The organism is Stenotrophomonas maltophilia (genome assembly GCF_047497515.2).
GTDB lineage: Bacteria > Pseudomonadota > Gammaproteobacteria > Xanthomonadales > Xanthomonadaceae > Stenotrophomonas.
Genome location: NZ_JAXAXL020000017.1, coordinates 44,778 through 67,737 on the forward strand (window position 1 = coordinate 44,778; position 22,960 = coordinate 67,737).

Sequence of the window (22,960 nt, forward strand, 5' to 3'; positions counted from 1 at the left end):
CGCAGTCACCAGATCGCACCCTGAGCCAAACATCCGCCAGGGAGGCACGCTGTAATGGACATGATGGTGAGGCCGGCAAGCACCGATCGACTGATCGACCTCTGCTGGGGTACAGGGGAACCCGCACCGTCAGTGTTCATCCAGTCTCTCGACTACCGTGATGCATTCAACGAGGACTTCACCCTCACCGCCGTTGGCCTGGTGCAGGGAAACCTCGCTGACGCACAGGCCCTGCAGGGCCGCCTCCTGGGCATGGGACTGGCCCAACCCGGCACCGGGCGCCGCTGGTTCTGCGGCATCGTCGATGCCGTCCGGTGTACCGCGCAGGAGGGGGCATGGCAGAACGTCACGCTGCAGGTGGTGTCAGCGCTGGCCCTGCTGGACCGGCGGACCGCCTGCCGGGTATTCCAGGACATGAGCGTGCCGGATATCGTCGCGTGCATCCTGGAGGAACATCGCCAGGGCAACGCCAGTATCGCCATGGCATTCGATCACCGTCGCTCCCTGCTGGCGCAGCATGATGTTCGCTCGTACTGCGTGCAGTTCAACGAGTCCGACAAGCAGTTCATCGAACGCCTGCTGGCCGAAGAGGGCATCAGCTACCGGTTCACCTCCGACCTGCTGGACGGCACGCCGCGCCACGTGCTCGTACTGAGCGACCAGCCGCTGTTCGATGCGGAACGCGCCATTGCGCTCCCGCACCGAGCGGCCGGTACGGATGACGGCGCGCCCCATCTGCAAGCGTGGCAGCTGCTGCACAGGCTGCCACCCTCAAGTCACACCCTGTCCAGCTTCGACTACGCGAGCGCACAGCAGCTGCGCGGCAGCGATGATCTTGCCCTGCCGGTGAGCGCGGACGTGGCCCGCAGCGTGCAGGGCCTGGAAAGCCATCACGCGCACACGTTGTACTACGGCAGCAACACCGCCGACATGAACCGCTACGCGCGCCTACGGATGCAGGCGCAGGAACTGAGGTCGCGAACCTGGCTCGGCGAAGGTGACTTCCGCGGGCTTGCGACCGCCGACAGCATCCAGGTGGAAGGACTTCCTGGCACTATCGAAGCGCTTCCGCCGGCAGGTTTCCTCATCAGTGGCGTGCATCTGCTGGCCACAAACAACCTTCCTGATGCGATGGCCTGCGCTGCTCCGGACGCAGGGCACATGCCGCCTGCAGGCCAATGCGTCACCCGTTTCCGTGCGATGCCCGGCAACGTTCCCCTGCTACCGATCCACGTGCACCAACTGCTACGCCCCAATGCGCCTGGCGTGCAGACCGCCACGGTGGTGGGACCGCCGGGCGAGACGGTGTACACCGATGCCTTGGGGCGCATCCGCATCCGCTTCCACTGGCAACGAGCGCAGGATCACCCCGGCGCACCGGATCCACAGGATGAGCGCTCCTCCACCTGGGTGCGCGTGGCCATGCCCAGCGCGGGTGACGGTTTTGGCCATCAGTTCCTGCCGCGGGTGGGCCAGGAAGTCGTCGTCGCCTTCCTCCACGGCGACATTGATCGCCCCCTGGTGATCGGTGGCGTCTACAACGGGCGCCACGCAACGCCACGCTTCGGCGGCATGGGCAGCCTGCCGGGTAATCGTGCTGTATCCGGCATCCGCAGCAACGAGCACGATGGCGAGGGGTTCAACGAACTCTCGATGGATGACACCGGCCAATCGGTGGGGATCACGCTGCGGTCCAGCCCCTTCGAAAGCGCTCTGCACCTGGGCCACGTGGCAACGCCACGCCGTGATGGCAGCGCGCAGGCGCGTGGACAGGGCGCGGAACTGCGCACCGATGCTGCGCTGGCCTTGCGCTCGGCCACGGGTTTGCTGGTAAGCAGCCACGCACAGCCCGGTGCGGGCGGCCCGCAGATGGCGTTGCCGGAGCTGCTGGAGGTGCTTGGCACCTGCCGTCAGTTGTTTGATTCTCTCGCCGAGATGGCCACACGCCTGCAGGCCGGCACACCGGAGGCCGATGCACAGGCGGCGCTGGATACGGCGCTGCAAGGCTGGTCGGCGGCTACCTGTGCAGCAAACGAGCCGATCATTGCCTTGGCTGCCGCTGCCGGTCTGGTCAGCGCCTCACCTGCCAGCCAGCTGCACGTCAGTGGCCAGCACCACGATGTCGTGGCGCAGGGCCGGGTGCAGCACACCAGCGGTGAACGCATGCAGCTGCTGGCCGGGGAAGGCCTGTCGATGTTCGTGGCCGAGGGCGGCCTGCAGGCCGTTGCCAACCAGGGCGACCTGCAACTGCAGGCACGCGACGGGCTGATCGATGGCCACGCGCTGTCCGGCCTTCAGCTGAGCAGCGAACAGGGAGAGATCGTGCTGTCCGGGCCCCGCATCCGCCTGGTGGCCGCCGATGGCAGCTTCATCCGCATCGGCGATGGGGTAACCGTGGGCAGCAACGGAGCACTGGCCTTTCATGGCGCCGAGCATCGCTGGGAAGGCCCGGCGAGCGACCACTGGAGCCGGACGCTGCCGACGGAACCGCCACCCGTCTGCCTTCCCTGCCTGGCCAAGGCTGCGGCCGCAGGTGGTGCCCGTGTGCAGCTGGCGGGCGCGGCATGAATCCGCTGCCGCCACAGTGGCGCGACTGCAGCGCGCAGCCCGGTATCGAGCCACTGGTGCTGGTGGACGGCGCGATGCAGCGCGATGTCGGCGCGCGCCTGGCAGGCCACGCAGGAGACGCCGTCTCGCTGTTTTCCGATCTACCCGAAGCGGCGCAGGCGCTCGGCCCCTGGCTGATGCGTCTCGCCCACGCCGCATCGCTGGGACTGGATGGCAGTGGCCCTGGGGTGAACTGGTTGGCCAGCCGCTGGACCGTGCCGGAGACGCTCGCGCACCTGCGCCATTGGCTGCGCGATGGCGACGCCTTCGGTATGCATTACACCCGGCTGGCAGACGGGCGCGTGCTGCGTGCGGCGATGCAGGTGTGGCGTCCTGCGCAGCTTGTCGCTTTCAGCCTGCCGTGGGCGGGGTGGTGGCTGGCAGACCGCGACGGACGGGCGCTACGGCTGGCGATTCCCCCGCTGCCTGTGGTGAACGCTGGTGAGGCTGCATCGCCCGGCTGGGATGAAGACCAGGCCACAGCGCTGGCCGAGCTGGAGCTGGCCGATGCGCTGCTGCAGTCGCTGAAATCCATGCTTCGCTCCACGGCATCGACAGCATGTCGCGAAGCGCGCCACAACATGGCGACAGCGCTGATTGCCGCGGCGCGGCAGCAGGGATACGTCGAGCCGACCGATCTTGCCAGTTGGATTGCCTGGGGGATGCGTCGCGGTGAGGGCGCCGAAGCCCTGCGAGGGCATCCCGTGCATGCGCAGGAACTGCGAGGCACTGCGCTGTGGATGGCGCTGGGCAATGCGGATGGAAATCGCCCAACTAACCCTTCCATCTGACCGATGAGGCTCTGGTCATTCGTGATGCACGTTCACCCAGTGACATCGGCGACTCCGGCCCGGAGTACCCGTATGAGAATCGCTTTGACAACGGAGGATCTGGCGAACATGAACAAGCAGTCGATCGAGAAGCTTCGCCAGAGCCTCATTTCCCATCAGCTCGCGACACGCACCCGACGTTGGCCTGCGCCGAGCCGGGCCCTGGCACTGACTGTGGTCGCAGCGCTCTGCGCATGCGCGCGTGGAGACAAGGCATACGAGCCACCGAAGTACATCGGCAGCAACCTGACCTCGATGGACTACGAGCCAACTGACACCTTTGTTCGGCCGGTCTATGTGAACGGGAAAGGGGGCGACATGGCCGGCGACGGCGCGAGCACCATGCTGGGCGTCCTCAGCCTACCGGCCCACTGGTATCCCGGACTGACGGTTCACGTGAGGTGGCGCCGTTGCAGGCGAAACCTGGACTACGTGCCGGGAGAGCCAAAGGACAAGGGCTGCCGCTGGGTGGAAAAGGACGTACCGGTCCAACCCTACACCTACGTAGCGGAGACCTGGGTGCACATCTTTGAGAACGATGAAGTGCTGGTCATTCCAAGCGCGCTCTTCCCGGGCGACGAAAATTATCCCGGCGCGCCCTACCCCTACAAGAATTTCATCAAAAAAAGAGGCATTGCAGAACATGAGTAAAAGGGAGATCGAGCTTGCCTGGCTTCCGGGTGATGCACCTGCGTCCGTGCGCTTCAACCCTGTATCTTCCCACCTGAACTCAGTTTCGGCACCTTGCCAGATCACAATGCAGTTCTCCATCTTCTTTGATGGCACTCGCAACCACGCGGATGAGGACAGGCCAACCGGCTCACACAGCAACATCGCGAGGCTTTTTAATACTTGTGAACTTGACGAAATCGTTCAGCAATTCCGGCTCTACATCCCCGGCGTCGGTACGCCGTTTCCGTCCATCGGCGAGCACGAACCGCACCCTCTTGGCGCGCGTGATGGCTTCTACGGCGATCGTCGCCTGCGCTATGCCTACCTGTACGTCGCCAATCGGATCGCCAAGCTCAGTGGCTACCCGCCCATTGTCGAAGAGAACGAGCAGGCGCTCATCCGCGCCATCGAAGACGAGGAGCAGGTAAAGGTCTGGACCACTACACTGGCTGGCATTCTCGCCCACCCCAAGCCCGCCGCACCTCACATTGCCGGCATCACCCTGGACTTGTTTGGCTTCTCTCGCGGCGCCACCGCTGCACGTACATTCCTCAATCAGCTCATCGAGTGGGCCGGCGACAACCAGCCCAATGTCTGTGGCATTCCGCTACGGGTGCGTTTCATGGGTCTGTTCGACACCGTGGCATCGGTGCACGTGGCCGACTCGGTGCCTGTACTACCCGGCGATGGTCACCTGAAGTGGGCCGAACCGCGCCACATGGGCATTCCTGGGTTCGTCGAGCAGTGCGTGCACATGATCGCAGCCCATGAGGCGCGGAACTCGTTTCCCCTTACCACCATCGGCGCACGGCAGGGTGAAGCGCCTCAGCGGTTGGAGATCATCTACCCCGGCATGCATTCTGACGTGGGCGGTGGCTACGGCCCCACTACCCAAGGCAAAGGCACGAACCAATCAGGCGCCATTCGCCAGCAGCAGCAGGACATGCTTTCGCAGATTCCGCTCAACGACATGTATCGCAGGGCACTGGCGGCGGGTGTGCCCTTGGCTGACTTCGAAAGCCTGAGCGAGCAGGGCATGGCAGATGACTTCACCATCTCCCCCCAACTCCAAAGTGCATTTGATGCACATCAAGGCCGCCTCGGCAGCTTCAAGGGCGGTGCGCCCTTGATGCAGCAGCTGCACCACCACTATCTCGACTACATCGGCTGGCGTCGCAGCGTGCTGCGCAGGAACGACTACATCGCCCAGCCCTTCGTCCGGCAGTGCAAGCCTGCCTTGATGCAGGACTACATCAATCTCGACCAGTCCAACGTCGAGTTTCATCAGGATGTCGAAGACTGCGAGGGCTTCGGTGGTGCCGTCCGCAGCCTGGTCAGCCGCTGGTCTGGAGCCTACAGCTACGCCACGGGGTTTCCTCCCATGCGCGAGATGTACCAACGCTATTGGAAGATCTCGCCCGCCCCCTCCCCCGCGGTCCGCACGCTGCTGGAAAACCATATCCATGATTCCCGGGCGGCCTTCGTGCTGACCGATCCCCAGTGCCAACGTGACTACGACACGATGCACAAGCAGCTGGAGGAGAAGGATCGACGCTACAGAGACGCGCGACGCCGGTACGACGAGCACACGCTGCCGGACTATCAGCGTCGGATGGAACAGAACCCGTCCCGCAATGAAGACCAACCACCGCCACCGGTCGACCCGTTGGGCATTGAGGACAGGCGAGCGTTGAAGATCTTCCGCGATGGCGGGCAGCCGATATTCACCGACGCAAAGCCGGCGTCGGCCATGGATGGCAAGATCGACGTCCTCGATGCTATCGCCAAGGTCACCCGCCGCGAGCCCCGATGGAGCTACCTGCGTCGCCGCCAGGTATTCCGCATCACCTCTGGCACAACGAACACCCTGACGCCCTCTGGCCCACTTGCGCAGCCGTCAGGGGTAAACCGGCCTTTCTGGGTCAGCCGGCGCCTCACGTACGCGGATGGTTTGTCATGAGCCGCTCTGTCTGGGCCCGCGGTTTTCTGCTGCTGACCTTGGTCTGGTCCGTACTGATGGTGCTCTACGCAACAGACCCGCTAGAGAGCGCTGGCGCTGCCGCGCTGGCACCGTGGCTGGCAGGCACGATCGTGGCCGCGCTTGCGTGTACGGCAGGTCATGCGCTGCATCAGGCGTTTGTGTCTTCGCCAGCACGCCCTTCCCCTCAAGCACCCGCGCGGGCACCATCAAGCATGGCCTCCGCACTCAACGTGCGCGCGTGTCACGCGTGGATTGCTGGCGGCCCCGCCGCTGAACTGGCATCCATGCTGGCGCTTGACCAGCACACCACGCCTGCCGAGGCAACGCCCAGCGGCGTTGACAACGATTCCGCTGAACATGGCATGCGACTGCAGGTGCAGCTGGCCTTGGCAATGGACATGCTGGCCTCTCACGCCCCGGATGGTGGCCCGTTGCCGATCCTGACGCTGGCACCGCCAGCTGCAGAGACCAGCCGCTATGCGGCCCGCCACTGGCCGGGCCTGATGAAGATGCAGTTTGATCAGCCTGCCCGGCTGCTGTTGCGCGAGCGCGATGTGGACGGGCCCTCCCTTGTGCCGCTGCTGCAGGACCTGCACAAGATGATGGATGAGACCCCCCTGCTGGACAGCATCGCGCTGCTCAGCGTCGATGGGCGCCTGATACGCAGCGACACGACGCAGCCGACGCCGCGCCAAGCTCCCGATGACAGCATCGTGCTGCTTTGGGTCAGCCGCGAGCAGCTGCCATCACGCATCCGCAATGAGTCCGTTGCCGGAGTGCGCGCTGACACGGACGCACTGCGTGTGCCCTACCAGTGGTGGCGACACGAAATGGAGTCGATGATTCCGCTACGCTTCGCCACACCCGAAACCCACGTCCACCCGAGCTCGACCTGGCAGCAAGCCATGTCTGGTGAAATGACCGACGGCGTTCCAGAGCGTGCCGCAGGCGCACATGACATGTGGTACCCCGCGCCCTGGACACACGAGCAGGTTGCGCAGTGGGACGCTGCTCCCGTGCTGGCATCACTGCCACCTCCGGTCTTCATCCCGATCCAGCGGCACACGGAGGCTCTGATGTCATCGGGGCCCCTTCAGCGGCGCATCAGAGAAGCGTGGATCGCACTTACCGCTCCCCTGCCCGGCGGCGCGCTACACATCTGGTACGACAGCCATTCTGAGCCTGGGTCCATCCAGGCTCTCCGGCTTGCCTTGGCTGGTCTGGCCGAACCCATCAATCTGGTCGATCCCGAACACGCCACGGACATCCATTCCCGGGTGGGAGCGCTGGGCAGCGGTGCAGGCGCCTCGATGCTGGCGTTGGCCATTCACAGTACGGGCAACCATGTGGTGGTCGTTGCATCCGTTGATGGACTGCTGCTGCAGCCGGTCCTTTCGCGCATCCCATCCAATGAGTCGCTACACGAGGAAACTGCATGAGGACCTACACCGCGCTGCTTCTGGCATGGGTACTACCGTTCACGCTGGCAGCCTGCAAGAAAGACGCCCCGCAGGCCGTTGAAGCCCCACCCCGCCCCTGGTACGCCCCGGAGCCCTGGCAGGCAGGCCCCGAAGCGCCGCAGCCTCTGCGTCACACCGTCTGGAAGCTGAGCCACCTTCCAGTTGACGACCATCACCCTGCGGTCCAGCTGGTGCCCAAATCCCAGGCTGGCTTTGTCATCTTTGAGGCGGACGGCCGCCGCCTCACCGGCTTCGCAGGCTGCCAGCCGCTGACTGGCGTCTACCACCTGCAAGGCGAAGAAGGCTTGGCCATTGAAGCTGTGGCCCGCACAGGTTCGCGGTGCCACAAGGCAGCGTTCGACACGATCGGTGACCGCTTTGCCACCGCACTCAGCACTGCAACCAGCTACCGGCTGGGCAAGGATGATGCGGTGCTGGAACTACTGAACGGTGAACGGGTGACCGCCACCCTGATCTACCGCACGCCACCTGCGGGCCGCTGGTGACGCCATGCCCTCACCCATCTGCCAGGGCGATTCCACGACGGGCGGCGGCGAAGTTACCCGTTGCCAGCTCGCTGCTACACACCGCATCAATGGGCACCCGTTGGCGGTGAAGGGCGATTACGCCCGCTGTTCCGTGCACCCCGGAGAGCACCGTTTCGTCGAGGGCAGCAGCACCCATCTGGCTGACGGTCTTCCGATCGTGCTGGAAGGCCATCTGCTCAGCTGCGGCTGCCATGCCATCGCCGGAAAGGCCGCGCATATCGAGGTGGGCTGACCACGGCCAATAGCTGGCCCGCCTCCCTCCCCGACGGCGTGGATCCACGGTCAAGTAGATCCACGCCATGCGTGGATGCTTCGCCCTACCCGATCAGAACTCCGCCGCCACCGTCATGAACACCTGACGCGGTGCGCTCGCGTGGATCGCATAGCGCGTGCCCTTCGGGTCGGTCGGTGCAAACGAGCTCAGCTGGCCGGCATAGCGCTTGTTGGTCAGGTTCGTCGCGTTCAGCGACACCCGCACGTTGCGCAGGCCGAAGCCCGGGCCGAAGTCGTAGCCTGCGCCGGCGTCGAAGGTGGTCACGCCCGGCACCGACTGGTCGTTGGTGTAGGTGTAGTAGCGCTTGCCGGTGTACTTGGCGCGCAGGCTGGCGAAGAAGCCATCGCGGTTCCAGCTGATTTCACTGGAGGCCATGCGCTGCGGCGTATCCACGGTGATCTTGCCGGCCACCGGCACGATCGCACCGCCCGAGGTGTAGTCATCCTCGTAGGTGGTCTTGTTCCAGGACAGCGCGTTGTACCACTGCAGGCCGTCGATCGGCTTGAGGATGAAGGTCAGCTCCGCGCCGTGGCTCTTCACCGAACCGACGTTGATGAAGCGCGTCACGCACTCCGGGCGCGTGCCGACTTCGATGCTCGAGCACGGGTTCAGCGACAGCAGGCGGTTGTCGAACTTCACGTTGTAGGCGGCAATCGAGGCCTGGTACTTCTCGCCGAAGGTGCGGAAGCCCGCTTCCAGGCTCTTCGACTTCTCCGGCTCCAGGCCGGCGCTGGCCGCGAACGATTCCGGCGACACCTGCAGCGGGCCGCCGCTGCCGCCGCCGACGAAGGCGGCAATGTTCTCGGCGTACGAAGCGAACAGCTCGTTGTTGGCGTTGAGCTTGAAGCCCAGGCCGACCTGCGGCAGCACCGATTCCTTGGCGGTCAGCGTGCCCGAAGCAATGCTGGTCTCCACGCCGGGCTTGGCGGTGGCGCGCATGCGCGTGTTCGGGCTCTTGATGCCGACGTCCACGGTCAGGCGCTGGTCCAGGAAGCGCATGCGGTCCTGCACGTAGAACTGGCGCGTGCGGATGTCGAAGTCCTGGTTGAACAGCAGGCGGTCCGGGTTCTTCAGGTACAGGTCGTCCAGGAACGGTCCGCTGATGTAGTAGAAGTTGCGCGAGACGTTATGGTCGTTCTGCTCGTACCACAGGCCGGCTTCCAGCTCGTGGATGCCCACCGTCCACGACAGTGCGGCGGTCAGGCCATCGCGGTTGATGGTGTAGTTGGTGCTGCGGATCGAGATCGGCAGCATCTTGTCGGTGCCCGGGTAGGACGGTTGGCCCGGTGCCCACCAGTGGCCCTGGCCACGGTTGTCGTGGTGATAGGCCAGCAGCTTCAGGCGGCCCTGCTCGCCCAGGCGCAGGTCGGCATCCACCGAATACAGGTTGTCGTCACGCAGCGCACGGCTCTGGTAGTAGGCATCGTCGATGCTGTTGACGCCACCACTGAAGGCACAGCGCGCCTTGTTGTAGGTGCCCGGCGCGCAGTACGCGGCGGCCACGGCGCGATCCCAGTCCGGGGCATAGATGTTCCAGTCATAGCCCAGGCCGCGGGCCAGCATGTCCTTGGACAGGTAGGCGTAGTTGGCCTGGCTGGCGCGCGAGGTCGCCACGAACGCACCGAAACGGTGCTCGCCGACATTCCACACCGCCTTGGCATTGAACTGGCGGGTGGTCTGGTTCTGGTGCGGCGCGGCCCACATGTCCTGGTCCTGGTGCACGCCGGACACGTAGGCCGAGAAGCCGTTGATGTCGCCGGTGTCCACGCGCAGGTAGCCGCGGCGCTGGTTGTTGTCACCCACGGTGACGCTGGCGCGGCCACCGAACTCGGTGGACGGGTCCATCGAGAAGTACTGGATGGTGCCGCCCAGGTTGCTGGTCGAGGCCACGCCCAGCGAGCCGATGCCCTGCGACAGTTCGGCGCCGGCCAGGTTCTCGGCGATGAGCGCGCGGGCGATGCTCAGGCCGTTGTAGTTGCCGTAGCTGTTGTCGCCCAGCGGGATGCCGTCCAGCGTGTAGCCGAGGCGGCTCTTGTCGAAACCACGCAGGCTGATCGTCTGCGATTCCTCGTTGGCGCCGAAGGCATCGTTGGACTGCACTGACACGCCCGGCAGGCGGTCGAGGATCTTCTGGCCGCTGGTACCCGGCGGCAGCACCTGCTTGTCGACCGCGGTGATGCGCTGCACCTGGCGGGTCTCGCCCTGGCCGATCACGGAGACGGTATCCAGCGTCTGCGCGCTCAGCGCGGCATCGGTGCTGGTGGTGGCGCCGGTATCGGCCACGGTGGCGGCCTGTGCGCTGGCGGCGGCGGAGAGCGCGATCGCTACGGCGATCGTCAGGTGTCGGGTCTGCATGGTGGTCCGTTGCATTGGGGGTGGTCACCGGCATGCATGCGCGGTGCACGGCCACTATGCGAACGGAACATGAAACCTTCTTTACGAAAAACCAACGAACGGTGCAGGGGCGTGGTGCGCATCTCATTGAAGGCGCCACAGGCCGCCAGCGGCCTTCATTCCGGTGCCAGCTGGTCCATCCGTATCCGGTTGGCGAACAGCGAGAACGCCAGCATCCCGGCCAGTCCGTTCGCCCGGCTCACCCAGTGCGGCAGCCAGCGCGGTGGCTTCAGCACGCCACTCTCGAACAGCGGCGCGAACGCAATCGCGTCGGTCAGGCTCATCTTGCCGGCGAACAACCAGCGGCAGACCTGCAGGCGATCCTCAGCCAGCATATGACGGAAGAAGGTGTGCACCGACACCAGTCCACGCAGGTACACCGTGTCCTTGGTGAAGGCCAGTCCACCGCTGGGCGGCACGCCGCGGAACACGCGCTGTGCCGAGGCGAAACTCTCTTCGGTGTTCTGCCCGGCGTCGCAGAAGTAGCGGAATACTTCGATGAAATCGGCACCTTCGCGCGCCATTGCAATCGCTTCGGTGCGCAGGCTGATGCGCTTCAGGCGCTCGATGTCGATGCTGCCGGTGATCTGTTCTGCAAACGTGGCCAACCCTTCCTGGGTCGCGGTCACCCGCGGCGACGACAGCGCCAGGCTAGGCAGCACCGGCTGTTCGCGGCCGTTCAACGCGGTCAGCGAATGCACCAGCGCTTCGTGGTGGAACAGCTGCGCGCGATCGTAGGCGCTGAAGCGCGCACTGGTGCGCAGGCGGATGCGGGTCGGGCCGGCGGCGGCCTTGGAGACCAGTTCCGGATCCAGTTGCACCTGGATGATCCGCGATTCGAAGAAGGCATCGAGGTCGTTCTGCAGCTGCAGTTGCAGGGCAATGGCCGAGACCGGCACCTGCTCTTCCGGCGCCAGCAGTTCGTGGTCCAGTTCGGCCGCGATCTGGATGAAGTGCCGCGCCGCTTCGCGTGTGCTCGGGCCATTGCCCGGCAGCGGCTGCTCGGGCGCGCCGAACAGCTGCACCGAACAGGTATCGACGGCGGCGGTGCCCAGCCCCTCCAGCAGCTGCGCGGCCAGGTCCCAGCTCTGCGCCGACTGCCGCACGTAATGACCGAGTGGATGGCTGTCGTCGCAGTCGGCGGCGATCGCGGCCAACGCGCGGCGCTCCTCGCTGAAATCCAACCGCGGATAGTCCACCTTCGGCAGCACCGGCTGGCCGCGCGCCACGCTGTCCAGGAACGGTGCCTGCACCGTCGCCGGCCAACTGGTCAGGCCCAGCAGGCGGATGCCACCCACGGCCTCGACCAGGCGCGCATCGAGCGCTGCATGGTGGGCCACCTCACGGTCCAGCGTCGCGGTCGGTTCCATGCGCGGACTATAACGCCCAGCCCGCGCGTTGGTAGCTGCCAACCTTGGTTGGCACCCACCGGCGACGGGCTTCGGACACATTCGTGCCAACCAAGGTTGGCACCTACCAAGGGCTGGCAAAGCCGGGCTTCGGAGCCCTTCGTGCCAACCAAGGTTGGCAACCACCAGGAACAGGTTTCCGACACCGCCGGATCAACGCCGGCGTGGCTTGCCCGCCGGGCGGAACTGCTGGCCCTTGCCCTTCTTGCCGCCGCGCTCCTGCGCGGTCTCGGCCTGGCGTACGGCCAGCTTGGCCGCTGCGGCAGCCACCTCTTCCTTCAGCTTGAAGTAGTTCAGCAGCCGGCTCTCTTCGATCTCGCCTGCGTCGATGGCAGCGCGCACGGCGCAGCCCGGTTCCTGCTGGTGCTTGCAGTCGTTGAAGCGGCACTGTGCCGCCAGCGCTTCGATATCGGCGAAGCCGCCTTCGGACAGCGTTTCTTCGCCGGTCGGCTTCAGCTCGCGCATGCCGGGGGTGTCGATCAGGCAGGCGCCCATCGGTAGCGGCATCAGCGCGCGATGGGTGGTGGTATGGCGGCCACGCGAGTCGTTGGCACGCACCGCATTGGTCTTCATTCGCTGCTCGCCGAGCAGCGTATTGGTCAGTGTGGATTTGCCTGCACCGGAGGAACCGACCAGCACCACCGTACGGCCCGGCCTCAGCCACGGTTCGAGCACGGACACGCTGTCGGCATCCAGACCATTGATCGCATGCAGCGCGATGCCCTGCATCTCCAACTCTTCCAGCACCGCCAGCGCGTCTTCGCTGTATTCGGTCTGGTCGGCCTTGGTCAGCACCACCACCGGCTCGGCACCACCGCCGCCGACCAGCAGCAGGTAGCGCTCGATGCGGCGCGGATTGAAGTCGGCATCCAGGCCGCAGACGATGAACACCGTATCGATGTTGGCCGCGATCACCTGCTGGTGGTAATGCTCGCCGGCCGCACCACGCTTGATCGCGGTGCGCCGCGGCAGCAGGGCGACGATGCGGATGCCATCGAGCAGTACCCAGTCCCCGACCGCCGGCCGTTCGTGGCTGGGGAAACGCGGGCGCTGCCATTCCGGCAGCGACTCGGCCTTGATCGCCGCGTCCGGGCCATCGGCCACTACATAGTGGGTGCGGTGCTGTTCGATCACCCGCGCAGGCCGGGCCTGCGGGTGCTCGGCCATCGAGGCCTGCCAGTCGGCCTGCTGCGCCGGGCCCGGCCAAGGCCAGCCGATGGTCTGCAGGGCGGTGAAATCGGGGGTCTGGGTCATCGCCGCCATTCTACCTGTGCCGATGCCCTCCCAGCCCAGCAACGGCAAGCCCTGCGCCCTTGCCATGCATTGCAGCAATTCCGGTAGGATGGAAGCCCCATGCCTTTTGACGGCCCATTCCCCATGTCCACCCCCTCGCCCAAGCCCCTGGCCATCCGCGAGCGCCTTTCCGAAGTGCGCTACGAAATCCGCGGAGAACTGGCCCGGCGAGCGCGGGAGCTGGAGGCGCAGGGCCGCAAGCTGATCAAGCTCAACATCGGCAACCCGGGCAATTTCGGTTTCCGTGCGCCCGAGCACCTGCAGCGCGCAATCGCCGATGACATGGGCCGCACCGACCCGTATACCCACCAGCAGGGCCTGCCGGTGGCGCGCGAAGCGATCGCGGCTTACTACGCCCGACGCGGCGCACCCGATGCGCATCCGGACCGCATGTTCGTCGGCAACGGCGTGAGCGAACTGATCGACCTGTCACTGCGTGCCCTGCTCAATCCGGGTGACGAAGTGCTGGTGCCCTCGCCGGACTACCCGTTGTGGTCGGCCTCGACCATCCTCAACGACGGCCGGCCGGTGTACTACCGCTGCGCGCCGGAGAACGGCTTCCAGCCGGACCCAAGCGAGATCGAGACACTGGTCTCTTCGCGCACGCGCGCCATCGTGCTGATCAACCCGAACAACCCCAGCGGCGCCAGCTACCCGCGCGAACTGCTGGAGCGCGTGGTCGAGATCGCGCGCCGCCACAACCTGCTGCTGCTGGTCGATGAGATCTACGACCAGATCCTGTACGACGATGCGGTGTTCCAGCCGGTCGCACCGCTGGCCGGCGACCACCCGTGCCTGACCTTCAGCGGCCTGAGCAAGGTGCACCGCGCCTGCGGCTGGCGCGTGGGCTGGGCCCACCTCAGCGGCGACGACGCGCGCCTGGGCGACTTCCGCGCCGCGCTGGACCTGCTCGGTGCGCTGCGCCTGTGCGCCAATGTGCCGGGCCAGTACGCCATCGAGGCCGCCGTGAACGGTCCGGACACGATTTCCGGGCTGTGCGCCCCCGGTGGCCGCCTGTATGAAACCCGCCGCGCGGTGATCGAGGCCTGCGAAGCCAGCGAACACCTGTCACTGGTCGCGCCCGCCGGCGCGCTGTACGCGTTCCCGGCCGTGGTCGGCGCCGCCGCCAAGGGCTTCGACGACCACAACTTCGCGCTGGACCTGATGAACAACGAAGGCGTGCTGGTGGTACCGGGTTCCAGCTTCAACGTGCCCTACCGCCACCATTTCCGCGTGACCCTGCTGCCGGAAGCCTCGGTGATGCGTGATGTGTTCGCCCGCATCGACCGCGTGCTGGCGCGCCGCGCCGAGGACGCGACCAAGGTTGTGCCACTGAAGCCGCGCCGCTCGGTGGCCTGAGCGTGGCGCTGTCCTACCTGGCGCTGGGCGACTCGTACACCATTGGTGAAGCGGTCGCAATCGAGGGCCGCTGGCCGCACCAGCTGGCCGCCGCGCTGCGCGCGCAGGGCGTCGGCCTGGCCGATCCGCAGACCATCGCCACCACCGGCTGGACCACCGACGAGCTCGATGCCGGCATCGATGCAACCGCGCCGCAGGGCCCGTTCGATTTCGTCAGCCTGCTGATCGGCGTCAACAACCAGTACCGCGGGCGCCCACTGGACGAGTACCGCGTGCAGTTCGAGGCCCTGCTGCAGCGCGCGATCGGCTTCGCCGCCGGCCGGCCCGAGCGGGTGCTGGTGCTGTCCTTCCCCGATTGGGGCGCCACCCCGTTCGGCGCCGGCAGCGGCCGCGACCTGGCGGCGATCGAGCTCGAGACCGACGAGTTCAATGCCGCCGCCGAGGTGATCAGCGCCCACTGCGGCGTGGCCTTCGTCGACATCACCGACATCAGCCGCGCGCAGGGCGACGACCCGGCGATGATCGCCGAGGATGGCCTGCATCCTTCGGCGCGGATGTACGCGCTGTGGAGCGCACGGGCGCTGCCGGTGGCCGCGCACCTGCTGGGCGGCACTGACTGACGCCCCGCCTGGGGGGCCACCGCCCCGGCCAGGATCAGACCCCGCTGCGACGCCCGCCCGTCACCGCCTCCCGCCGCCGCTGCGGCGCGCGACGCAATGTTCCTGCCCTGCTCATCCCGCATGGGGCCGCGGAGGTTAGAATTGGTGATTCGAATTCCCGGAACCCCGACGTCCATGTCCCTCGATCCTGCCCTGCGCTCGCGCATCGAATCCATCCTCAACGCCAACCGCGTCGTGCTGTTCATGAAGGGCCAGCCGTCGATGCCGCAGTGTGGTTTCTCGGCCAAGGCCGTGGGCGCGCTGCAGGACCTGGGCGTCGAGTTCGCCCACGTCAACGTGCTGGCCGACCAGGAAATCCGTGAGGGCATCAAGGCCTACGGTGACTGGCCGACCATCCCGCAGCTGTATATCGATGGCGAGCTGGTCGGCGGCAGTGACATCGTGCTGCAGATGGCCGCCAGTGGCGAGCTGAGCAGCGTGCTGGGACTGGCCGCACCGGACCGCACCCCGCCGAGCATCACCGTCACCCCGGCCGCCGTGGAAATGCTGAAGGGCGCGCTGGCGGATGCCCCGGGCGCTGCCCTGCAGCTGACCATCGACGCCGGCTTCCAGCCGAACTTCCAGCTGGCCCCGCACGACGAGGGCGCGATCGCCGCCGAGTCCAACGGCCTGCGCGTGCAGTTCGACCTGGCCAGCGCCCGTCGCGCCAACGGCATCACCATCGACTGGGTGGACGACATCCGCGGCAAGGGCCTGGCCATCGACAACCCGAACGCGCCCAAGCCGGTGCAGGAAATCAGCGTGCGCGATGCCGACGACCTGGTGCGCGCCGGCAACATCACCCTGGTGGACGTGCGCCCGGCCGACGAACGCGCCATCGCCGCGGTGGGCGTGCCGTTCAAGAGCTTCGACGGCAACGGCCGCGCCGCACTGGAAGCCCTGCCGAAGGACACCGCACTGGCCTTCATGTGCCACCACGGTGGCCGCAGCGCGCAGGCTGCCGAGCAGTTCCGTGCGCTGGGCTTCACCAAGGTGTTCAACGTCACCGGCGGCATCAACGCCTGGTCGGACGAGGTGGACAACGGCGTGCCGAAGTACTGATCGGCAGCGGTTGAAACCTAGGAAAAACGCCGGCGAACGCCGGCGTTTTTTTGCATCCACGCATGGCGTGGATCTACCCCGCAAACCCGCCTTCGGCCAGGTAGTCCAGCTCTTCCGGGCTGGGAATGCGGCCCAGCACGGCGTTGCGGTGCGGGAAACGCCCGAAGCGGCGGATGATGTCGCGGTGCAGTTCGGCGTACTGCAGGTATTCCTTGTCACCCAGCACGTCGAACATCGCCACCGAACGGTCCTGGTCCAGCGGATCCTCGGAGTGCTCGAACGGCAGGTAGATGAAGGCGCGCAGCTTCGGCACCAGCTGCAGGTCCAGCCCTTCCTCGATCGCACGCATGGCGTAATGCCGGGCCAGGCCATCGGTGGCGTAGGAATGGGCGGTGCCACGGAAGCAGTTGCGCGGGAACTGGTCCAGCAGCAGCATCAAGGCCAGCGCGCCCTCGGCGCTGCCCAGCCAATGCTCGCGCGCGCGCGACGCCGCAGCGAAATGCTCATCCAGGAACAACCGGCGGAACTGCGCGTCGAACGCATCGTCGCGGGCGAACCACTTTGCAGGGCCCGCCTCCTTCCAGAATTCCACCACTTGCGCGGCAACGTCCATCACCTACTCCCCAGGGCCGGCGCGCCGCGCCAGGCCATCATCATCATTCGTCAAAGCGCAGGTGGCGGACCGACTTGCCGTTGCGCCGGATAAGCTTAAGCGCCTCGATGCCGATCTGGATATGGTTTTCCACGAACTGGGAGCTGACCTTGGCGTCGGAGGCCTCGGTCTTGACCCCATCGGGGATCATCGGCTGGTCCGACACCAGCAGCAGCGCGCCGCTGGGAATGTGGTTGGCGAAGCCGGCGGCGAACACCGTGGCCGTTTCCATGTCGATGGCCATGCAGCGCATCGCCCGCAGCCGTTCCTTGAAGGCCTCGTCGTGCTCCCAGACCCGGCGGTTGGTGGTGTAGACGGTGCCGGTCCAGTAATCATGGCCAAGGTCGCGGATCATGGTCGAGACCGCACGCTGCAGCGCGAACGCCGGCAGCGCCGGCACTTCCGGCGGCAGGTAGTCGCCCGAGGTGCCCTCGCCGCGGATCGCCGCGATCGGCAGCACCAGGTCGCCCAGCTGGTTCTTGCGCTTGAGCCCGCCGCACTTGCCCAGGAACAGCACCGCCTTGGGCATCACCGCCGACAGCAGGTCCATGATGATCGCGGCATTGGGGCTGCCCATGCCGAAGTTGATCATGGTGATGCCGTCGATGGTGGCACTGGCCATCGGCCGGTCCAGGCCGATGACGGGCGCGCCGGTCAGCTCGGAAAAGGTGTGCAGGTAGCCGCCGAAGTTGGTCAGCAGGATGTGCTGGCCGAACTGGTCCAGGGGCACGCCGGTATAGCGCGGCAGCCAGTTGTCGACGATTTCCTGCTTGCTCTTCATGGGCGTAGGTCCGGCACGGCGGGGGACCGGCTATTTTCGGCCAGGCAGGCGATGCCGTCGAGCCGCCGCCGTCCAGCCTGTGAAGAAGGTCACTTGGCAAGCCCACCGCGCCCCGGCTAGCTTCGACGGTTGGATCAAGCCACACGGGGGAACTGCATGGCATCGACATTGTTGCGCGCCGGGGTGGCGCTGGCCCTGCTTTCATTGAGCACGGCACCGGCGGTGGGCGCCTCGCGCTTCGTCGCCGACCCCTACCCCAGCACCTACCAGGCACATCCCGATGCGCCGGTGCTGATCCAGAACGCCACCGTGCTGACCGGCACCGGGCAGCGCCTGGACAACGCCGATGTGCTGCTGCGCGAGGGGCGCATCGTCGCCGTCGGGCGCCAGCTGCAGGCCGATGCCGGCATTACCCGCATCGATGCGCAGGGCAAGTGGGTCACCCCCGGCCTGATCGACGTGCACTCGCACCTGGGCGTCTACCCCAGCCCGGGCGTCGGCGCGCACAGCGACGGCAACGAGGTCACCGCGCCGGTTACCGCCAATGTCTGGGCCGAGCACTCGGTATGGCCACAGGACCCGGGTTTTGCCACGGCGCTGGCCGGCGGCGTGACCAGCATGCAGGTGCTGCCCGGCTCGGCCAACCTGGTCGGTGGCCGTGGCGTGACCCTGAAGAACGTACCGGCCATCACCTATCAGGCGATGAAGTTCCCCGGCGCGCCGTGGGGCCTGAAAATGGCCTGCGGCGAGAACCCCAAGCGTGTCTACGGCGAAGGCAAGGGCGTGGCGCCGTCCACGCGCATGGGCAACGTGGCCGGCTACCGCGCCGCCTTCATCGATGCCGCCGACTACATCGCCAAGAACACGCCCAAGCCGGCCAAGCGCAAGGGCTGGTTCGGCAGCGACAAGGGCGACAGCGCCGGTGACGCCGGTGGCAAGCGCGATCTCAAGCTGGACACGCTGGCCGGCGCCATCGAAGGCGACATCCGCGTGCACATCCACTGCTACCGCGCCGACGAAATGGCCACCATGCTCGACCTGGCCAAGGAGTTCGGCTTCAAGGTGGCCGCGTTCCACCACGGCGTGGAGGCCTACAAGCTGGCCGACCGGCTGGCCGCCGACGGCGTCTGCGGCGCACTGTGGGCCGACTGGTGGGGCTTCAAGATGGAGGCCTTCGACGGTATCCCGGAGAACATCGCGCTGGTCGACCGGCCGAAGAACAGCTGTGCCATCGTCCACTCCGATTCGCCCGAAGGCATCCAGCGCCTGAACCAGGAAGCGGCCAAGGTGATGGCCTCGGCGCGACGTGCACGCATGCCGGAGATCACGCCCGAACATGCCATCACCTGGATGACCGCCAACGCCGCCAAGGCGTTGGGCATCGAGGGCCAGACCGGCACCCTGGAAGCCGGCAAGATGGCCGACGTGGTGGTGTGGAACGGCAATCCCTTCAGCTCGTATGCACTGGCCGAGCAGGTCTTCATCGATGGCCGCCGGCTGTACGACCGCAGCGCGCCGGCGGCCACGCCGCGTTCCGATTTCCAGCTTGGCCAGGAGGTGCGCTGATGCGCGCGTTGAATGAGCGTCGCCGGGCATGGTCCGGCGCTACGGTGGTTGCGCTGTTGCTGCTGGCAACCACGGCAACGGCGCAGGACCTGCTGGTGCGCAATGCCACGGTGCACACCGCCAGCGCGCGCGGCAGCCTGCAGAACGCCGATGTGCTGGTCCAGGGCGGCATCATCCGCGCGGTCGGCCCCGGCCTGTCCGCGCCGGCCGGTGCCACCGTGGTCGAAGCCAACGGCCGGCCGCTGACCCCGGCCCTGTTCGGTGGCATCACCGAGACCGGCATCGAAGAGGTCTCGGGTGAATCGAGCACGGTGGACAGTTCGCTCAAGCTCGGCGAGCAGCCGCTGCGCCCGGAATTCGACGTCACCCTGGCCTACAACCCGGCCTCGGTACTGATTCCGGTGACGCGGCTGGAAGGCATCGGCTTCACCGCGCTCGGTGCCGCCACCGGTGGCGGCTTCGTGGCCGGCCAGGGCGGGGTGATGCGGCTGGATGGCAGCGTCGACCCGATCGGCTCGCGCGCCCTGTTCCTGCGCATCGGCGCAGCGGCGTCGGAACTGACCGGCCATTCGCGCGCCGCGCAATGGATGCTGCTGCAGCAGATGGTGGACGAAGCACGCGGCCAGGTCGCAGCGGATTCGCCGCACGCGCTGTTGACCGCGGCCGGGCGCCGTACGCTCAGCCGCTATCTGGCCGGCCAGGGCCGCATCGTGGTGGAGGTCGATCGTGCCTCGGACATCCGCCAGCTGCTGCGCTGGGCCGCGCGCGAGAAGGTGAAGATCGCCATTGCCGGTGCCAGCGAAGCGTGGCAGGTGGCGCCGGAACTGGCCGCTGCCCACGTGCCCGTGTTCGTTGATGTGCTGGCCAACCTGCCGGCCAGCTTCGACCAGATTGGCGCTACCCTGGAAAACGCGGCGCGCCTGCAGCGCGCCGGCGTCGCGGTGTCGTTCGTGCAGCGTGGCGATGCCACCCACAACGCCCGCAAGATGCGCCAACTGGCGGGCAATGCGGTGGCCAATGGCCTGCCGTGGGCCGACGGCCTGGCCGGCCTGACCCGGGTCCCCGCACAGGCGTTCGGCGTGGCCGACCAGATCGGCAGCATCGAGCCGGGCAAGCGTGCCGACCTGGTGCTGTGGGAAGGCGACCCGCTGGACGTGGCGCACTATGCCGAACAGGTCTGGCTGGGCGGCCGCGCGATGCCGATGCGCTCGCGCCAGACCGACCTGCGCGACCGCTACCTGCAACGCAACGCGCAACCCTGATCGCATTGGAGCAGACACCCATGGCAACGCTGCGCTGGTATTTCGATTTCGTCTCGCCGTATTCCTACCTGCACTGGCAGAAGCTGAAGCAGCTGCCGCAGTTCGCACAGATCCAGGCCGTACCGATCGCCTTTGGTGCGGTGCTGCATCATCTGGGCAACCTGGGCCCGGCGGAGATTCCGGCCAAGCGGCGCTTCGCGTACCGCCACCTGCAGTGGACCGCGCAGGCCGAGGGCACGCCGATGCGCTTCCCGCCCGGCCATCCGTTCAATCCGTTGTCGGCGCTGCGCCTGTGCCTGGCCGCCGGCGCCAGTACACAGGCGGTGGACGTGCTGTTCAACTGGATCTGGCGCGATGGCCATGCCGGTGACAGCGCCGAAGCCCTGCGCGAACCGGGTGCGCAGCTGGGGATTGATGATGTCGCGGTCGCCATTGCCGATCCGGCGGTGAAGGAGCAGCTGCGCCGCAACACGGATGCCGCGATCAGTGCGGGCGTATTCGGGGTCCCGACCCTGGCCATCGACCAGGAACTGTTCTGGGGCAACGACGCCCACCCGTTGATGGCGGCCGTGCTGGCCGATCCCGCCCTGCTGCAGCAGCCCGAATGGCAACGCCTGGACCACCTCCCGGTCGCGGTGCAGCGCAATCGCTGAACAGGGCGTGGCGTGTTTCCCTTGCGCGCCACGCCAGGTTTTGAGATAGATTTCACGTTTCCGAACCTACAACCGCCCTGGAGGGGGAGCCGCGGATGCGCATCGGAATCGTCGTCGACTCGGCCTGCGACCTGCCGCAGGATTTCATTGCCGAGCACAACATCGTGCTGCTGCCGATCACCGTCCGCATCGGCGAAGCCGTGCTGGCCGATCACCGCGATGAGCAGGCCACACTGAGTTTCCTGCACGCCCATGTGGCCGAGCATGGCGCTGAAGCGGAGACCATCCCCTTCAGCGTCAACCAGATCCGCGACCTGTTCCTGCAGCAACTGGTGATCGATTACGACCACGTGTTCTGCATGACCATCACCAAGACCCGCAGCCCGATCCACGACAACGCGCTGCAGGCCAGCTTCGCCATCCTCAACGACTACAAGCCGGTGCGGCAGGCGGCGGGCTACAACTCGCCGTTCGCGCTGCGCGTGCTCGATACCCAGAACCTGTTCGCCGCACAGGCGGTGACCGCGGTGGAAGCAGTACGCCTGCGCGACAGCAACGCCAGCGTGCAGCAGATCCGCGAGCGACTGGAGGAACTGGCCGGCAACGTGCACGGCTACATGGTCACCCGCGATCTGTACTACATGCGCGCACGCGCGCGGCACAAGGGCGACCGCAGCGTCGGCCTGCTCAGTGCCGCGCTGGGCAGCGCGCTGGACATCAAGCCGGTGCTGCACGGCTACCGCGGCGAGACCGGGCCGGTGGCCAAGATCAAGGGCTTCGACAACGCGGTGCAGAAGCTGTTCGCCGTGGTCGGCCAGCGCGTGCGTGCCGGGCTGATGACCCCCACCGTATGCGTCAGTTACGGTGGCGAACTGGAGGAGCTGCGTACCCTGCCCGGCTATGCACAGCTCAAGGACGTCTGCGCCGGCCACGGCGTGACCGTGTACGAATCGGTGATGAGCCTGACCGGCATGGTCAATGTCGGCAAGGGCGCGGTCACCGTGGGCTTTGCCGATGGACCGCATCGGTTCGAATGAGGGCTGGCGACGACTGGAATCTGCACATCGATTCCACCGCGTTTGTGCCAGCCTTGCCACACTTCAAGGAGAACTCCATGCCTGCGCAGTACCACATCAGCCTGCCCGACCCGTCCAAGGCCCGCGGCAACGACCCTGACCTGTCCTTCCATTCGCAGGGCGCCGCCGGTTTCGCCGAAGAGCTGCAGGACGCCCTGCGCAACGGCACGCTGTTCGAGCGCTGGAAGGCCAAGCAACCCGATCCGGATGCGGTGGAACCGCAGTGGGGTGCCACCGACCCGGATGCCACCGTGACCGGTGAGCAGAAGGACCTGCGCATCAACCTGGTGGCCACCACCCGCATCGACAGTGACGTGTTCAAGCAGCGCCTGCGCCTGCTGGCCGGCCACCACTGGGAACTGCGCGACGTGCGTTGAAGCCTGGCTCGGGTAGATGCCAACCTTGGTTGGCAACTACCGGGT

The 22,960-nt window shown here is 66.6% G+C and carries 20 protein-coding genes; 15 read left to right on the plus strand and 5 right to left on the minus strand.

Going from position 1 to position 22,960, the window contains the following annotated elements; translation table 11 throughout:
• Window positions 1-132 precede the first annotated feature (132 nt).
• From ACMZPQ_RS18925 to ACMZPQ_RS18955, 7 genes are all read left to right on the plus strand, one after another.
• Window positions 133-2,568, plus strand: coding sequence for a type VI secretion system Vgr family protein (locus tag ACMZPQ_RS18925; RefSeq protein ID WP_197582353.1), 2,436 nt, complete (start codon window positions 133-135; stop codon window positions 2,566-2,568).
• Window positions 2,569-2,624: 56 nt separating this feature from the next.
• A complete protein-coding gene (locus ACMZPQ_RS18930) occupies window positions 2,625-3,398 on the plus strand; it encodes a DUF4123 domain-containing protein (protein WP_197582354.1) in 774 nt (257 codons plus the stop codon).
• A 108-nt stretch (window positions 3,399-3,506) separates the two neighbouring features.
• Entirely contained in the window at window positions 3,507-4,088 is a 582-nt protein-coding gene (locus tag ACMZPQ_RS18935; protein ID WP_197582355.1) for a DUF3304 domain-containing protein, read from the plus strand.
• A complete protein-coding gene (locus ACMZPQ_RS18940) occupies window positions 4,081-6,069 on the plus strand; it encodes a T6SS phospholipase effector Tle1-like catalytic domain-containing protein (protein ID WP_197582356.1) in 1,989 nt (662 codons plus the stop codon). Before ACMZPQ_RS18935 ends, ACMZPQ_RS18940 begins: the two co-directional genes overlap by 8 nt.
• On the plus strand, window positions 6,066-7,529 hold the full coding sequence (locus ACMZPQ_RS18945) for a DUF2875 family protein (RefSeq protein WP_197582357.1): 1,464 nt from the start codon (window positions 6,066-6,068) through the stop codon (window positions 7,527-7,529). The genes ACMZPQ_RS18940 and ACMZPQ_RS18945 overlap by 4 nt, the downstream gene beginning before the upstream one ends.
• Window positions 7,526-8,056 (plus strand): META domain-containing protein, encoded by a 531-nt coding sequence (locus tag ACMZPQ_RS18950; RefSeq protein WP_197582358.1) that lies wholly within the window; start codon window positions 7,526-7,528, stop codon window positions 8,054-8,056. Before ACMZPQ_RS18945 ends, ACMZPQ_RS18950 begins: the two co-directional genes overlap by 4 nt.
• A 4-nt stretch (window positions 8,057-8,060) precedes the next feature.
• Window positions 8,061-8,330 carry a PAAR domain-containing protein gene (locus ACMZPQ_RS18955; protein WP_197582359.1) on the plus strand — a complete coding sequence of 90 codons (270 nt, stop codon included), beginning with the start codon at window positions 8,061-8,063 and terminating at the stop codon, window positions 8,328-8,330.
• 93 nt (window positions 8,331-8,423) lie between these two features.
• Here ACMZPQ_RS18955 and ACMZPQ_RS18960 read toward each other — a convergent pair whose 3' ends face one another.
• The 3 genes from ACMZPQ_RS18960 to rsgA all read right to left on the minus strand — a co-directional run bounded on the left by ACMZPQ_RS18960 (window position 8,424) and on the right by rsgA (window position 13,438).
• Window positions 8,424-10,727: a TonB-dependent receptor domain-containing protein gene (locus tag ACMZPQ_RS18960; RefSeq protein ID WP_197582360.1), complete on the minus strand. Its 2,304-nt coding sequence runs from the start codon at window positions 10,725-10,727 to the stop codon at window positions 8,424-8,426.
• Between the two features lie 155 nt (window positions 10,728-10,882).
• The gene (locus ACMZPQ_RS18965) at window positions 10,883-12,136 is read right to left on the minus strand and encodes a flavohemoglobin expression-modulating QEGLA motif protein (protein WP_180879094.1); all 1,254 of its coding nucleotides are present in this window, start codon (window positions 12,134-12,136) and stop codon (window positions 10,883-10,885) included.
• A gap of 192 nt (window positions 12,137-12,328) precedes the next feature.
• On the minus strand, window positions 12,329-13,438 hold the full coding sequence (rsgA, locus tag ACMZPQ_RS18970; protein WP_414486000.1) for a ribosome small subunit-dependent GTPase A: 1,110 nt from the start codon (window positions 13,436-13,438) through the stop codon (window positions 12,329-12,331).
• 114 nt (window positions 13,439-13,552) lie between these two features.
• Here rsgA and ACMZPQ_RS18975 point away from each other — a divergent pair, with 114 nt between their 5' ends.
• The 3 genes from ACMZPQ_RS18975 to grxD all read left to right on the plus strand — a co-directional run bounded on the left by ACMZPQ_RS18975 (window position 13,553) and on the right by grxD (window position 16,548).
• Window positions 13,553-14,827 carry an aminotransferase class I/II-fold pyridoxal phosphate-dependent enzyme gene (locus tag ACMZPQ_RS18975; protein WP_197582362.1) on the plus strand — a complete coding sequence of 425 codons (1,275 nt, stop codon included), beginning with the start codon at window positions 13,553-13,555 and terminating at the stop codon, window positions 14,825-14,827.
• A gap of 2 nt (window positions 14,828-14,829) precedes the next feature.
• On the plus strand, window positions 14,830-15,447 hold the full coding sequence (locus ACMZPQ_RS18980; protein WP_197582363.1) for an SGNH/GDSL hydrolase family protein: 618 nt from the start codon (window positions 14,830-14,832) through the stop codon (window positions 15,445-15,447).
• Between the two features lie 174 nt (window positions 15,448-15,621).
• Window positions 15,622-16,548 (plus strand): Grx4 family monothiol glutaredoxin, encoded by a 927-nt coding sequence (gene grxD / locus ACMZPQ_RS18985; protein ID WP_197582364.1) that lies wholly within the window; start codon window positions 15,622-15,624, stop codon window positions 16,546-16,548.
• A gap of 73 nt (window positions 16,549-16,621) precedes the next feature.
• Here the strand turns inward: grxD and ACMZPQ_RS18990 are convergent, their stop codons facing one another.
• Window positions 16,622-17,161, minus strand: coding sequence for a DUF924 family protein (locus ACMZPQ_RS18990; protein ID WP_197582365.1), 540 nt, complete (start codon window positions 17,159-17,161; stop codon window positions 16,622-16,624).
• 43 nt (window positions 17,162-17,204) lie between these two features.
• Window positions 17,205-17,981 (minus strand): AMP nucleosidase, encoded by a 777-nt coding sequence (locus tag ACMZPQ_RS18995; protein ID WP_005414446.1) that lies wholly within the window; start codon window positions 17,979-17,981, stop codon window positions 17,205-17,207.
• A gap of 156 nt (window positions 17,982-18,137) precedes the next feature.
• On the opposite strand from ACMZPQ_RS18995, the gene ACMZPQ_RS19000 reads away from it, so the two are divergent.
• From ACMZPQ_RS19000 to ACMZPQ_RS19020, 5 genes are all read left to right on the plus strand, one after another.
• Window positions 18,138-19,547 (plus strand): amidohydrolase, encoded by a 1,410-nt coding sequence (locus tag ACMZPQ_RS19000; RefSeq protein ID WP_197582366.1) that lies wholly within the window; start codon window positions 18,138-18,140, stop codon window positions 19,545-19,547.
• A complete protein-coding gene (locus tag ACMZPQ_RS19005) occupies window positions 19,547-20,809 on the plus strand; it encodes an amidohydrolase family protein (RefSeq protein ID WP_197582367.1) in 1,263 nt (420 codons plus the stop codon). The genes ACMZPQ_RS19000 and ACMZPQ_RS19005 overlap by 1 nt, the downstream gene beginning before the upstream one ends.
• A 20-nt stretch (window positions 20,810-20,829) precedes the next feature.
• On the plus strand, window positions 20,830-21,462 hold the full coding sequence (locus ACMZPQ_RS19010) for a 2-hydroxychromene-2-carboxylate isomerase (RefSeq protein WP_197582368.1): 633 nt from the start codon (window positions 20,830-20,832) through the stop codon (window positions 21,460-21,462).
• 95 nt (window positions 21,463-21,557) lie between these two features.
• On the plus strand, window positions 21,558-22,499 hold the full coding sequence (locus ACMZPQ_RS19015) for a DegV family protein (protein WP_197582369.1): 942 nt from the start codon (window positions 21,558-21,560) through the stop codon (window positions 22,497-22,499).
• Between the two features lie 77 nt (window positions 22,500-22,576).
• Window positions 22,577-22,915: a hypothetical protein gene (locus ACMZPQ_RS19020; RefSeq protein ID WP_197582370.1), complete on the plus strand. Its 339-nt coding sequence runs from the start codon at window positions 22,577-22,579 to the stop codon at window positions 22,913-22,915.
• Window positions 22,916-22,960: the final 45 nt, after the last annotated feature.

Coding starts and splice junctions, on each gene's coding strand:
- ACMZPQ_RS18935 (WP_197582355.1), top strand. CDS start 3,507: ATGAACAAGCAGTCGATCGAGAAGCTTCGCCAGAGCCTCATTTCCCAT.
- ACMZPQ_RS18940 (WP_197582356.1), top strand. CDS start 4,081: ATGAGTAAAAGGGAGATCGAGCTTGCCTGGCTTCCGGGTGATGCACCT.
- ACMZPQ_RS18945 (WP_197582357.1), top strand. CDS start 6,066: ATGAGCCGCTCTGTCTGGGCCCGCGGTTTTCTGCTGCTGACCTTGGTC.
- ACMZPQ_RS18950 (WP_197582358.1), top strand. CDS start 7,526: ATGAGGACCTACACCGCGCTGCTTCTGGCATGGGTACTACCGTTCACG.
- ACMZPQ_RS18955 (WP_197582359.1), top strand. CDS start 8,061: ATGCCCTCACCCATCTGCCAGGGCGATTCCACGACGGGCGGCGGCGAA.
- ACMZPQ_RS18960 (WP_197582360.1), bottom strand. CDS start 10,727: ATGCAGACCCGACACCTGACGATCGCCGTAGCGATCGCGCTCTCCGCC.
- ACMZPQ_RS18965 (WP_180879094.1), bottom strand. CDS start 12,136: ATGGAACCGACCGCGACGCTGGACCGTGAGGTGGCCCACCATGCAGCG.
- rsgA (WP_414486000.1), bottom strand. CDS start 13,438: ATGGCGGCGATGACCCAGACCCCCGATTTCACCGCCCTGCAGACCATC.
- ACMZPQ_RS18975 (WP_197582362.1), top strand. CDS start 13,553: ATGTCCACCCCCTCGCCCAAGCCCCTGGCCATCCGCGAGCGCCTTTCC.
- grxD (WP_197582364.1), top strand. CDS start 15,622: ATGTCCCTCGATCCTGCCCTGCGCTCGCGCATCGAATCCATCCTCAAC.
- ACMZPQ_RS18990 (WP_197582365.1), bottom strand. CDS start 17,161: ATGGACGTTGCCGCGCAAGTGGTGGAATTCTGGAAGGAGGCGGGCCCT.
- ACMZPQ_RS18995 (WP_005414446.1), bottom strand. CDS start 17,981: ATGAAGAGCAAGCAGGAAATCGTCGACAACTGGCTGCCGCGCTATACC.
- ACMZPQ_RS19000 (WP_197582366.1), top strand. CDS start 18,138: ATGGCATCGACATTGTTGCGCGCCGGGGTGGCGCTGGCCCTGCTTTCA.
- ACMZPQ_RS19005 (WP_197582367.1), top strand. CDS start 19,547: ATGCGCGCGTTGAATGAGCGTCGCCGGGCATGGTCCGGCGCTACGGTG.
- ACMZPQ_RS19010 (WP_197582368.1), top strand. CDS start 20,830: ATGGCAACGCTGCGCTGGTATTTCGATTTCGTCTCGCCGTATTCCTAC.
- ACMZPQ_RS19015 (WP_197582369.1), top strand. CDS start 21,558: ATGCGCATCGGAATCGTCGTCGACTCGGCCTGCGACCTGCCGCAGGAT.
- ACMZPQ_RS19020 (WP_197582370.1), top strand. CDS start 22,577: ATGCCTGCGCAGTACCACATCAGCCTGCCCGACCCGTCCAAGGCCCGC.